The following is a 13,653-nucleotide window of genomic DNA, read 5'->3' as shown; positions in this document are numbered from 1 at the left end:
ACTCAAACTAACCTCCTTCGCGGAAAAATTACGAGACTAGCTGTTATAAACAAGATCGATGCACCTATTATCCTAAATAGTGAAGGTCTCAATGTATCCAGACCAAACCCCTGCATCCATTGCATATAAGAAGTTAATGCAGCACCATTGGGTGTCCAGTTTCCAATTAAAGCGACCACCTCAGGCATTTGTGATGTTGGGAAAAAGCTCCCACCCGCAAATGCAAAAAGAGTAACAAGACCACCTGAAAAAATGTAAACAAATGCTACGCTGTTAAAACGAATAGTCAATGAAGTTAAGAGTGTTGCAAGCGATCCAACACAGATAGAGAGAAAGAGAGAGATCATTGCCATACCCGCCCAAAATTCTAACGTCTCTGTGATAAAGGATTGAAAAATAAGTGCTGAAACTGAAAATAAAAGAACTAATTGTACAAATGCAATCACAGTAGTGGATACCATTTTCCCAGCTAAATATAATAAGGGATGTTTCCCAGAAAGTAAAATACGATTAAATACATGCTGTTGCTTTTCCACGTATGCTTCACCTGCTATCGTAGAGGCAACGAAAAGCACAAACATAACTGCCATACCTATCGTATAATATTGGAATGAACTAATCGGTTCGCCTGTTGAAACTGTTTCTATACCTCCAAGTTCATTTCTTTCTCTTGATTCTTCTTCAAGAGAGGAAATTGATTGTTCCTCTTCTCCTAAAGCTCTATTTATTGCGGTTTCAAAGTTAAGCGTACGAACAAAATCCTCCACGATAGAATTAAACACATTAGCTGATAAGGAGGAATACTCATTAATCGTTATGTCAAATGCTGTTACATCCCCTTTATTTAACAGCATTTTCTGTAAAGCCTGATACGTAAAACCTTCGGGAATCGTTAATACTGCGTCTACGTCTCCCTCTGCCACCGCTTTATCCCTATCTGCTACATCCATATTCTCTGTCTCCATGATGTCTTGAATACCTTCCTCTTGAAACACTTCATCCAGTAGTGAAACGGGACTAATCTCACCGCCTGCCAAACGAAGCTCACTGACCACTTCTTCTGAAAGATCCATTTCCTCTAGTTCGTTAATGAATTCCTCGATACCAAGTTGCTCATTATCCTTATTAACAATCCCGACTTTCATGTTAAGAGCTTCTGTGTCACCACCAAGTAAACCTTTTAGTGCAAATCCGAGAATAACAATCAATACTAATGGCATCAGTATAAGTGTGATTAATTCTGTTTTTTTACGTAACAGTACGATAATATCTTTCCATAAAAAGGTGCCCACCCGTTTCAACTCCTTAATCTCTTAATTTCCTGCCGGTTAAATGTAAGAAGACATCTTCAAGCGTAGGAATCTGTACATTTACATTCAATATTTGAACTTCATGGCGCTCAGCTGCCTGAAAGACTTTTCCCAATAATTTGCTTCCTTTAGGAACAATGAGTTTCAAACCCTTTTCCGTCTCTGTAGATTGTTGAATCCCCTCAAATCCTTGAAGTTCCATCACTAAATTAGGACTGCCACGGTCTAAGTCGATCCATATCGTTTCCTCTCCAGACAATATGCTTTTTAATTCTTCCTTTGTACCCGAGGCAATGACTTTGCCATAGTCCATGATATATACCCTGTCACAAAGCCGTTCAACTTCTTCCATATAGTGGCTCGTGTACAATACGGTTAACCCTTTTTCCCGGTTTAATTTTCGGACCATCTCTAATATATGACTTCGTGATTGTGGATCGACGCCTACCGTTGGTTCATCCATGATCAGTACTTCTGGGTCATGCAACATGGCAACAGCCATATTAATACGTCTTTTCATCCCACCAGAATACGTACTAATCACTTCTTTTTGTCGATCCTCTAACCCTACAAGCTCTAATATGTTTTGAATGGCCTTTTTTAAAACTTCACCTTTTAATCCATATATCCGCCCGAAAAACTTCAGATTTTCATACGCAGTTAATTCCTCATAAAGAGCTATCTCCTGTGGAACCATCCCAAGTACTTTTCGGATACTATCCGGATCATTAACCACACTCTTCCCATGAAGCTTTACATCACCCGAAGTTGGTTTTATCAACGATGACATCATTGATATTGTGGTTGACTTGCCAGCACCGTTTGGCCCAAGCAGTCCAACCGATTCTCCTTTATCCAAATAGAGACTGACCCCATCAACTGCGACTTTTCCTTTGAAAACTTTTGATAACACCTCAGTTTCTAACATTCTTTTAACCTCCTTGTTATTTACTTGATTCCTTATGTTTAAAGTATATATAGAAAAAGACAGTGCTCCCACTGTCTTCCGTCATTACTTATTATCGAAACCATGACCTTAGTCATTATGGTCAATTTAGTAGTTAGACCAGTTTGTGACGGATCGCATAAATAGCCAGCTGTGTCCGATCTCGAAGTTCTAACTTATCCAAGATTAAACTAACATTGTTTTTGATGGTTCCAATCGAGAGGCCTAATTCATCGGAGATTTCCCGGTTACTTCTCCCCTCACCTACTCTCATAATAATATCTAATTCTCTAGGAGTTATGGAAGAATCCACAGGTTTTTCTTCTTCTTTTTTAAGTAATCGCGGCATTACTTTAGCTGCTACATCTTCTTGCAAGGATAGTCCTCCTGACAAACAACTTCTAATCGAGCGAATTAATGCATCCGGCTCTGCATCCTTAAGCATATAACCTCTAGCTCCGCATCTTAGCGCTTCAAGTGCATAATCTTCATCGTTAAATGTCGTGAGCATAAGAATTTTCCGATCCGGCCATCTCGTATTTATAATCCTTGCTGCTTGTAAACCGTCCATAACCGGCATACGAATATCTAAAATGACGATATCAAAATGCACGGTTTCACAAAGGGATATCGCTTCCTTTCCATTGCTAACCTCACCTGTGACGCGAAGATCACTGTCCGTTTCAATCATCATTTTCAAACCTTGTCGAACCATTCCCTGGTCCTCGGCTAACAAAATTCGTATCATACACTCACCCCACTCCTATCTTTTAAACTCAATGTTCCACGGATAATAAAACGTCCATCGTATTGAACAATCTCCAGCTGTCCCCCGATTTTCTCTATTCGTTCCCTCATTGAAGTCAGACCAAATCCTTCTCGATAATTCACTTTTTCTTTGATTGAATTAGATACTTCAAAACGAAATACTCCTTTACCAGGAGCCTCAAACATAATTTCAGCCTCCCGTGCCGGAGTATGGCGCATAATATTTGTTAACCCTTCTTGCACTGCACGATATATGACAATTGCTTGCTCATTTTCAAGAGGCGCAGACATGACCCCATGTTTCACTGAAAATTGAATACGAATAAAGCTTTCTGCCTCCAATTTACGAATAAGATTAATCACAGCTGAAATTCCACCAACCTGATCATCACGCAATACTTTAACTGCTTTTCTTGTTTCTTCTAAACTTTCCTTTGTTAACTTTTTTAGTTCCTCCAAGCGCTTTTCTGTCTCTCCATCCGCTTGCATCCGAAATACTTCTAATTGCATCAACAAAGCGGTCAATTTATGACCAACACTATCATGAATGTCACGGCCAATTTGTGAACGTTCTTCTTGACGTGCCAATTCTTCGTCTGTAGCTGTGCTTCTTCTCATTTTGCGGTATTCACTTAGTAACGCTTCATATCTTGCAGAGGAATCCTCTGTCCGATTCAATAATTTCCGATATACAATGAATGCAACACATAGTGAGACGGCATAAAGAAGCATAAAAATGACCGAAAACGATGAATATCCTGCTATCCCTGGTGCCACAGCACCTAAAACAAGAATTCCACCAACTATGAACGCCTGGAACGGCTTGAGTCGATAAACAGCCTTCCCTGCTAGTATCGAAAAAACTAGGAGAGTATATGGATTTGGTTCAATGCCATCTACAGGCCAAAGTGTGATAATGGACAGCAATGCAGCAGCACATAATAGATAGGTAAGTTCATCTTGTTTTTTACGAAAAAGAGGAGATATAAAGAATAACGTGAAAAAAACGGCACTTCCGACAATACGAAGAGGGGCTTCGACAGGGTTATCAATGATATGGTAAATGGCAAAAAACCAGACTGTAGTTAATAATAAAAACCAGATCCAGTACGCACGCATTTGTTTCCCTCCGATACTTGAGTTAGGAGACCTCGATAAGTTTTATTTAATAAGTAGTTTAATCATAGCAAATTGTTTGAGACAAAAGAATAAGTTCTTTATATACATAGAGGACTTTTACAGACGAAAATCCTCATCTATAGGAAGATAAGAGAACGGTGGAGAAGCTGCTAATTACTTTTAGTGCCCTTTAGATGAGCACGGCAGGCTGAATGTAGTTATAAGCTTTCTATAGTGCCACTCAGGGTGACCAAACTTTTCTGAAAGTTACTATAAGCTTCCTATAGTAACTTTCAATCTGATCCCAGACATTTGAGTGTTACTATAGGGAAGCTTCGTTTTATCGGTGCCAGTGTCACCGTTTTCTCAGAACAGGCTAGCAGCGTGTGTAGCGCCATTGCAATACCTTTTTTAAGAAAAACGCAAAGCGTCTTTTATTAAATACAGCGTCAGCTTCCACCGCCCCGAGTAGCACCTACGTAATGTGTGTAGGTGCTACTCGAAAGGAGAGTGGGTTTCCCTTGATGCTTGCGGTGTGAAGGTAGCTGCCAATTTTATAAATTCTTATCTCTGAACAAACTCTCAAAGACTTCTATCTACGGTCGCAACACTTTCTGATAGCAAAAAAGACCTTTATGGAGTTTTCACTCAAATAAAGGTCTTTTAAAATTCCATTTTATTTTATCAGCTTATCGCCTAAACCTTTTCCAAGAAAATTCAGCCTTGGGTCAAGCTCCTTATACAGCTCTGTCACAAACCTTCTACTATAGCCAAAGTCAGTAAATAAGATCGTATCTGTCGAGGCCGAAAAATCAACGGAAGTTCGGTTAGGACTAACCATAATAACAGTGGCCACTAAAAAAACCTTTTTTTTACCCGTCACACGAACGATGATTTCGCCTCGTTCTTCTGATACCGAAGCCACCTTGAAATTTTTTTTACCGTTTAACATACTCTCCACTTCATGCAAAATCTTTTTTTGCATCCCTTTATAATAATGTGTCACGAATTTCTCATCCGGATGATGATCACGCGTTTCTGTCCCTGTTGAAAAAATCTTTTTTAACGTCAACATAAATGACATTCTATCTTCTCCTCCTGAGTTTCGCATCGTCGATCCAAATCGGACTGCTGTCAAAACATGCGATTTATTCCCGTTCCTGCTTACTAAATCAAAGTGACTCTATTCGTCGATAATCTCTCATAATCGTTTGAAAACGTTTTTTATTGTTTAACCATACCATATCAGTGAGATTCTTAATATACTCTTTCAACACGATCCGAGTGAGTTTTTAGATTATTGTTTACGAATAGTTTAAGAAAAGTACGTTTTTTGTCAAGATAGGGAGAAGGTTTTGCGAGGATATATTGTTTAAGAAAAACGCATAGCGTCTTTTATTAAATACAGCGTAATCTTTCGCCACTATCTCTTGAGCATAAAGGGCGGGCTTCCCTTTACCCTTTATGAGTGTGGTGTAAAGATTGCTGTCCCATACAAAAAAGAAGTGAGGGATTCCACCCCACACTTCTTAGTATTATTCAAGTAACTTTACGAATTTACTGACTCTTCTACTTTTGGAGGATTTTTTTTGTTTCTCATTATTCCAATTGCAAAGATCGCAGCTAGAATGGCTAGTATGAATGTAATAAATACTACTTGCGAAGAAAATAGTTCAACAATACCTCCAAGAACAATACCAACTAATCCGAAGTCGGAATCACCGAAAGTTGTTCCTTCGAATCCTAGAGTACCAAGGACTGGTAATAATAAGGCTGGTAAGAAACTAATAAGAAAACCATTAGCCATAGAACCGAATACTGCACCTCTTCTTCCGCCTGTTGCATTACCGAATACTCCTGCCGCAGCACCCGTGAAAAAGTGAGGTACAAGACCCGGTACAATAACACTTAAACCAAAAAGCGGAAGTAAAAACATGCTAATTAAACCAGCAATGAAACTAAATATGAAACCAATTATAACTGCATTATTTGCAAATGGGAATATTGCTGGACAATCCAATGCTGGGATCGCATTTGGTACGATTTTATCCGCAATTCCTTTAAACGCAGGCACAATTTCAGCTAACAGCATTCGTACACCAGCAAGAATAATATATACACCTGCAGCAAACGTCAAACCTTGTAAGAAAGCAAATACTAAGAAATTTGTTCCTCCACTAAGTTCTGATTCAATAAATGCAGGTCCTGAAAAAAGAGCTACGATGAAAAAGAGAATAAACATTGTTAATGCCACCGCAACGGAAGTGTCCCTTAAGAATCCTAGCGATTTAGGAACTTTAAGTTCTTCCGTAGATTTAGAATTTTTACCGACCTTTTCACCAACAAATGCTGCAACGAAGTAACCAATCGAACCAAAGTGACCAACAGTGAAATCATTTGATCCAGTAACTTTGCGCGTATAAGGTGTAATTAAAGCTGGCATTAGCACCATAAGAGATCCTAGAATGATAGATCCGATAAATACAAGTGGAAAACCGGACATTCCGCCTGTCATCAAAATAACTGCGATCAAACAAGCCATGAACATCGTGTGGTGTCCCGTAAGGAAAATATATTTATATGGGGTTACTCTTGCTAACAGGATATTTACGAGCATACCGAACAGCATAATCATAGCAGTTTCCGTACCGAAAGCGTCCTGTGCCAATGCTACGATTGCTTCATTATTTGGAATAACACCTTGAATGTTGAAGGCATTATCAAACATGCTTGAAAATTGATCAAGGGAACCTATGATTACTCCAGCACCGGCCCCTAATATAACAAAACCCATTACAGTTTTTAATGTACCGGAAACAATATTTGTAATAGCAGCTCGCTGTAGAATTAAACCTAAAAGTGCGAATAAACCAACTAAAATGGCTGGAGTACCGAGAATATCATTCATTATTAAATCTACCATTATTTAAGCCCCCTTCATATTTGTCTCTATTGCCTCACGGAGTTCTTTTTTATCCATAATGTTAGTTAATTTAATAAGATTTCTTTTTCCATCTTCTAAATTTTCTAGTAAGTCTGCTGCCCCTAAATAATAATCCGCTTGTTCTGACTTACTTGTCGTCAAATCAGTGTGAGAGACTTCCGCCTCTATACCTAACTCTTTTAAAATTGCTTTTACATTCATCTCAACGATAAAGCTAGTTCCTAATCCGTTTCCGCAAACAACTAATATTTTTCTCATTCGAAACCTCTCCTTTTATATAGTAGAATGATGGTCAATACATGTTATGATATCTTCAACACTTTCAGCACCCATTACATCTTGCAGAACTTCTTCATCTGATAGCATTGTAGACAATTGAGCTAATGCTTTTAAATGTTTTTCATTATCAACAGCCGCTAAGACAACGATTAATCTCGCACGATGCCTTTCTTCTTTTGAAAAATAAGTACTCTCTCCTAATAGTAAAAGGCTCATACCAATTTTTTCTACCCCGTACTCAGGGCGCGCATGTGGAAGGGCAATCTCTGGAGCGATGACAACATAAGGCCCCAACTCATCCACATTTGTGATCATTGCTTCAACATAATCCTCAGTAATACTCCCATTTGCTATCAATGGTTCTGAAGCGAATCGTATAGCCTCTTGCCAGTTTGCTACTTTGGTTTTTAATTGAATTGTTTCCTTTGTAAGCAGTTCGTTTAACACAGGTTTCTCCTCTCTAACCTTGTTTGTACCTTGTTCTAAACTAAATAATAATGATAAATCTTGAATCAATTCTTTTTCATCAAAAATTGATGTATGTTTTCTAACGATATTCATGATTGTATGAAGGGTAGGGGTTACTGTTTTTTCATCTATAGAATAATCATTGTGGTTATTTACAAAGGATAAAACTGCCTCTTTATCCCTATCTGTCAGGATAGGATTGACGATTAGAACTGGATGTTTTTCACTTTTTATAGGGGCTGTAGCAAAAACAAAGTCAACGTCATACGGATTACTTTCATATTGCCTTTGTGAAATAGATCCGATGATGTCAACGGCTGCTACAATTTTTTCCAACTGTCCCCACAGTATATTGGATGTACCTAGACCATTCTCGCAAACAATCATTGCTTTCTTCCTTTGAACTGGCCTCTTCCCTTCCCGTTGAAGCCATCCGCCTAAATGCATGGAAATATACGCTACTTCCGAATCCTTTACTTGTGCACCAAGTAATTGCTCCAACTGACGAATAGATTTCTTTGTTAATTCAAAAATCTCTGGGAATTCTCGTTGTAAATTTTCCGTATTTTCATCTTTTAGACTCACATTATACTTAACACGATAATAGGCGGGCTTTAAATGTTTGAATAAAGACTCTTCAAGCTGAAAACTGTCTTGAAAGAGAATACAAGCATAGTGTTGAAAATCTTGAACAATGCTTTTAACTGTAACTCTAAGTTTCTTCATTTCTTGATTTTGACTATCTTCTAATTCTGAATAATTTACTTTGGATCCCAGTAGGTTCATAGTGATAAAGCATATTTCACTATCTGGAATATAAATGCTATATAACATCTCCAATTTCCTGGAGATATTTACAGAAGCCTGATATTCAGTAGTTGAAGTTAACGCTTCCTGTTCATCGTTATCGATAGTGATTCGATTTCCATGCATTAATCTCTGAATAATTACGATCAATTTTAATGCTAATAGGTGAACCGCTTCGTCCGTTAGCTCAATCGACAATTCTTCTTCACATTCTGTGATGAGCGGTTTCATACTGTTTAACTGAACATAGAACCCCTTAGGTCCAAAGTCATTCTCATAAAAAGGAAGTTTGATCTGATCTATCAAATTATTCCATTCTTTTTTTGTTGTCATTAATTCTGCCAAATAATTCACTAACAATTGCCGCTTGAGTTCTTCTTTCCCAGTAATTTTATAACCGCTATTTCTATGAAAACTCACCTCTAATTGATGCTGTAAAAAGGTCCTTTTTATCTCTTTCAGGTCATTCGAAACTGTTGCTCTACTAACTTGTGTTAACTCCATCAATTTTTCTATAAATACTGGCATTTGGCTAGTTAATAACTCCACAGCAATTAAACACGATCGTTCTTCCATGCTATAAAAGTATTGAAATTTATTAACTTCACCAATAAGCTTTGGAATAATTTCCTTTGCTTCTTTTTCTAGATAATAACCCTTACTGTGCTTTTTTTTGACTTTCTCTAATTTATTTTCTTCCAACCAAGTATTTATTTTTTGAACGTCATAATACACCGTCCGCTTCGATATCCCCAATTGGTTTGTTAGCCTTTCAACGGATACACATTTCTTTGAATTAAATAGGGCCGTGATGATTTGTGTACACCTTTCATCCAACGTCATAGAAACACAACCTTTGCACATGTGCAATTTTAGATTTTCAGAAAAATTAAATTAACTAGTTAACCTCATTATAGATATTGCCAGCAAAGAATGTAAATGCTTACATAATCTTAATTTTGTAGTGCCTATTTGTGCAATATTATACTTACAAAACCATTCAAATTTTCTTTCTGCTATCTTTTACATTTAAAACGATGTCTCGATTTAATAGTTTGTCTTTATATTTTTAAGTGTGGTGGGGAAGGCTTCTTCTTCACCTAACATTTAGGCTATGGTTGCTAACTCGACATGATAAGAAAAACGCTTAGCGTCTTTCACTTAAAATGACTGTTTTCTTAACCCTGCCTTTTTTTAAAAGCTAGAAGTAGTGAAGGCGGCGACTCCTGGGGATAGTAACGACTGAAGACCCCGCCGGGACGAGCTTTACTGGCAGAGGAAGAGACATATTTTTGAGGAGGCTGAAGCCGTTTCCCGCGGAAAGCGTCCGCCTAGAGCTGATTGAGCACTTCTGTTAGGAGGAAAATAGCAATCTATAAGACGACAATTCTCCCTTAAGAAAACATGGTCCAAATCTATTCTTTCTTACCAATCAAAAAAGGCCTAAACGTAGCACATATCCACGTTTAAGTCTTTTTTGAAGCAAGCTTTTACTTAGTTTTTTTCAGCAATAATATCCCTTCCGTATCATATTTACTTTTCCGATAACCACTCCGAGAGTATAAACTATGAGTTAATTGAACTCTACTTTGAAAAAAACTTAAAAATCAAACCTTTCTTTCTTCACAATAAACCAAGGATTAAGCAAATTTTCTTTGTTATAAACTACTGGTTCATTCGTTTCCGTGTTTATTACTGTACCGTTAGCTTGTTCCACAATGGCTTGTCCTGCACCCGTGTCCCATTCCATGGTGGGCGCAAATCTTGGATAGACTTCTGCTTTGCCTTCCGCTACTAAACATAACTTAAGAGAACTGCCCGCCGAAGTAATCGTTATTTCTCCGTATTTTTCTTTTACTTTGTTTAAATATTCTTCCGTTTCTGCTGATAAATGCGAGCGACTTGCTACGGCAGACACTGTATTATCTTGTTTTGGTATAGGTAACTTGATTGCGAGGTTGAGAAGCTCCGTTTCTGAAGACATTGATTGTTTGGAGGCATTTGCTAGTTTAAAGGAACCTAAACCTCTTTTTGCAACATATAATATATCTAAGACTGGGGCATAAATTACGCCAATTACCGGCTGACCATTATGTATTAAGGCGATATTTACTGTGAATTCATCATTTTTTTTAATGAATTCCTTTGTTCCATCAAGTGGGTCTACTAACCAAAAGTATTCCCAATTTTTTCTATCTGTAAAACTAAGGTGGGTTCCTTCTTCACTAAGGATAGGAATCTCCGCATAATTTTTTTGTAAAAAATCCGTAATGACATCGTTCGCTCGTTTATCCGCTTGCGTTAACGGAGAATCATCGACTTTGCTTTCCACTCCAAAGTCGGCCGAATGATACACATCTAAAATTTCGTCACCAGCTTTGATAGCAAATGCAATAATATCTGTTATTTGAACACGATTTAGCAAGGTAAAACCTCCATTTTTATAGCTTATGAATTTTAAGTTTGCAACTATTTCTCAGTTACTCGGTAAAAAGAAAGCTACTACCTGGGAGAAAGACAGATAGTAGCCTCGTAAGTTTCTAGATCAAATATATCATAATTTCCTTCTTAAGGTAATCTGGTGATCCTTTAAAAGATTGCAGCAGTGTATCGATATTACTCAGTAATGAAGCAGAGAACCGTCCCTAACGCTTCCTCGAAAGGAGGCTGGCAGTGTAGTTAAGAATGTTGATTGAGGAAGTCTAATAATATAACTATCTACTTCGAGTATGAAATGGAACATGTACTATTTCTGAATTCCCCTAAAAAATTTTAAGTTCATGAATGTTTAATTGACCATATTTTATCATATTCAATCTATCCTACATGCAAAGTTCCAAGCGTGAATTGCTCTTCTTCACGCCTGGGGCTTTTCTATTTATTACTATATCGTCAATCTAACGAATATCCCCTCCTAACTATCGTCCAAAACAGCCAAATACCAACAGATAACGGCAGAACTCGTCCTGTCCAAAAGAAGCAGAGAAGCGTCCCGGGACAAAAGGATTTGGCCTGAGACGAATAGACTAATTCTTCAAATCTAATTGACAATGATTCTCATTTTCAATAAGATGAACACATCGAGTCGGGCAAAGATGGTAAATGATGTAAAACTAGCAATCCGCCACATAGACTCCCACCTACACTACTAGTTTTGTTTATTAATAGTAGACAGATAGGGATTTAACACATGATTTATTTATAGGAAGTCTGTTTTCGTATACTTTTTGTTTTTGGAAAAGGGACTCCAGCGGGAAAAGCAACAATCTTTTAGAAAACAGCCTATAAGGAAAGTGGGGAGGTCACATAGAACTATTTATACATTGAACAGTTTCTTACATCCAGATGCATGTGATTACAGAATTCATTTTATCTAAGGCTTATCTCGAGAAACAGTTAAAGCGTCTTTATTAAAGGGCTGCTTAGTCCAGGAGGTGTAAGAATGGTCATTAAACAAGCTAGTTTACTAGAACCGGTCACGCATGGATCAGCTCAACTTAATAATCAAACATTTAATCATTACTTTTTAAATAGTACAAAAGAGAGCCTCGATAATTATGCTAATGCAATGGGGCGGGCACAAGATGCTTTGGTACATCAGTTTTCTAATAACAAAAAACCTTATAGTGGTTTAAGTCATGAAGAGTTTACGGGATTATTCAATGAAACCTTTGAAGAAATATTACCTGATGACGAATCATCGATGGATACAGTGCTTGAAAACATTGGTAAAACTATTTTGAGACATTCCATTGTCGTCTCAAACCCAACATGCCTTGCCCATCTTCATTGTCCACCTTTAAGTTCTGCTCTTGCAGCAGAGGTGATGATAAGTGGAACAAATCAATCCATGGATTCATGGGATCAAAGCGCGTCGGCGACCGTACTTGAAGAAAAAATGGTTGATTGGTTAAGCGATCTCTTTTTTCAAAGGAAACGAGCAGACGGAGTATTTACAAGTGGTGGGACACAATCTAATTTTATGGGATTACTTTTGGCTAGGGATCGCTATCTGAAAAGAACGTTTAACTGGAATGCCCAAAGAAACGGATTACCGATCGAGGCCAATAAACTAAGAATCTTATGCTCTAAGGATGCACATTTCACCGTTCGTCAGTCTGCTTTTTTGCTTGGTTTAGGGGAGAAAGCAGTCATACCAGTGGAGACAGATAGTCATCATCGAATGTGCGTAGACAGTTTAGATCGTTGCTTAAAGGAAGTAAGAAATCAGGGGTTACATCCCTTTGCACTGGTCGCAACAGCAGGGACAACAGACTTCGGCAGTGTCGATCCACTAGCTGAGATAGCGACACGTGCCTATCAGCATCAAATCTGGTTTCACGTTGATGCTGCCTATGGAGGGGCACTTATGCTTAGTGAAAGTCACAAACATCAGTTAACTGGAATTAATCTTGCTGACTCGATCTCCGTCGATTTTCACAAGTTATTTTATCAGCCGATTAGTTGTGGTGCTTTCCTAGTAAAGGACAAATCGAACTTTGATTTTATCAAGCTACACGCTGATTATTTAAATCCTGAGGACGATGAAGACACTGGTATTCCCAACTTAGTAACCAAGTCGATTCAAACGACGAGACGCTTTGATGCTTTAAAGCTTTTTGTCTCTTTCCAAGCTCTTGGTAAAAAAACGTTTGCTGACATGATTGATTATACAATTAAGCTAGCTCAAGATACCGCAATAATGATTGAAAAGGATTCTGATTTTGAGCTTATGAATCACCCTGAAATTAATGCCGTTGTTTTTCGATATCGAGCTGAATCAAAAGAGAAAATAAACGATACAGAAGAACTTAATAGGCTGAACAGATTGATACGGAACAAGCTTTTGAAACAAGGGCATACTGTACTCGCACGAACCAGAGTTAACAACTCTGTTTACTTAAAATTGACCCTACTAAATCCAAGTACAACTGTAGAGGATATTCAATCTATCTTAAGCCAAATCAAACATTTAGTTGAAACAGAACAAAGGATATAGGAGAGGATGGACG

At 37.9% G+C, this 13,653-nt stretch carries 10 protein-coding genes; 1 reads left to right on the top strand and 9 read right to left on the bottom strand.

Annotated features, from left to right (window positions below; translation table 11 throughout):
• Nucleotides 1-2: 2 nt before the first annotated feature.
• From CEF18_RS21300 to cysQ, 9 genes are all read right to left on the bottom strand, one after another.
• Entirely contained in the window at nucleotides 3-1,292 is a 1,290-nt protein-coding gene (locus CEF18_RS21300; RefSeq protein WP_110938498.1) for an ABC transporter permease, read from the bottom strand.
• A 13-nt stretch (nucleotides 1,293-1,305) separates the two neighbouring features.
• Nucleotides 1,306-2,238, bottom strand: coding sequence for an ABC transporter ATP-binding protein (locus CEF18_RS21295; protein ID WP_110938497.1), 933 nt, complete (start codon nucleotides 2,236-2,238; stop codon nucleotides 1,306-1,308).
• Nucleotides 2,239-2,371: 133 nt separating this feature from the next.
• Nucleotides 2,372-3,004: a response regulator gene (locus CEF18_RS21290; protein WP_110938496.1), complete on the bottom strand. Its 633-nt coding sequence runs from the start codon at nucleotides 3,002-3,004 to the stop codon at nucleotides 2,372-2,374.
• On the bottom strand, nucleotides 3,001-4,143 hold the full coding sequence (locus tag CEF18_RS21285) for a sensor histidine kinase (RefSeq protein WP_110938495.1): 1,143 nt from the start codon (nucleotides 4,141-4,143) through the stop codon (nucleotides 3,001-3,003). Before CEF18_RS21285 ends, CEF18_RS21290 begins: the two co-directional genes overlap by 4 nt.
• A 676-nt stretch (nucleotides 4,144-4,819) precedes the next feature.
• Entirely contained in the window at nucleotides 4,820-5,227 is a 408-nt protein-coding gene (locus CEF18_RS21280) for a DUF1499 domain-containing protein (RefSeq protein WP_110938494.1), read from the bottom strand.
• 465 nt (nucleotides 5,228-5,692) lie between these two features.
• Nucleotides 5,693-7,066, bottom strand: coding sequence for a PTS ascorbate transporter subunit IIC (locus CEF18_RS21275; RefSeq protein ID WP_110938493.1), 1,374 nt, complete (start codon nucleotides 7,064-7,066; stop codon nucleotides 5,693-5,695).
• A 3-nt stretch (nucleotides 7,067-7,069) separates the two neighbouring features.
• Nucleotides 7,070-7,345: a PTS sugar transporter subunit IIB gene (locus CEF18_RS21270; protein ID WP_110938492.1), complete on the bottom strand. Its 276-nt coding sequence runs from the start codon at nucleotides 7,343-7,345 to the stop codon at nucleotides 7,070-7,072.
• A 15-nt stretch (nucleotides 7,346-7,360) separates the two neighbouring features.
• Nucleotides 7,361-9,484, bottom strand: coding sequence for a BglG family transcription antiterminator (locus tag CEF18_RS21265; protein ID WP_183040980.1), 2,124 nt, complete (start codon nucleotides 9,482-9,484; stop codon nucleotides 7,361-7,363).
• Nucleotides 9,485-10,241: 757 nt separating this feature from the next.
• A complete protein-coding gene (cysQ, locus tag CEF18_RS21260) occupies nucleotides 10,242-11,066 on the bottom strand; it encodes a 3'(2'),5'-bisphosphate nucleotidase CysQ (RefSeq protein ID WP_110938490.1) in 825 nt (274 codons plus the stop codon).
• 1,017 nt (nucleotides 11,067-12,083) lie between these two features.
• Between cysQ and CEF18_RS21255 the strand changes: the two genes are divergently transcribed.
• The gene (locus CEF18_RS21255; RefSeq protein WP_110938489.1) at nucleotides 12,084-13,640 is read left to right on the top strand and encodes a pyridoxal phosphate-dependent decarboxylase family protein; all 1,557 of its coding nucleotides are present in this window, start codon (nucleotides 12,084-12,086) and stop codon (nucleotides 13,638-13,640) included.
• The last annotated feature ends 13 nt before the right edge of the window (nucleotides 13,641-13,653 follow it).

Origin of the sequence: Salipaludibacillus neizhouensis (genome assembly GCF_002886185.1) — a bacterium.
Classification (GTDB): Bacteria; Bacillota; Bacilli; order Bacillales; family Salisediminibacteriaceae; genus Salipaludibacillus; species Salipaludibacillus neizhouensis.
This window is presented reverse-complemented; position numbering and strand designations above follow the sequence as displayed.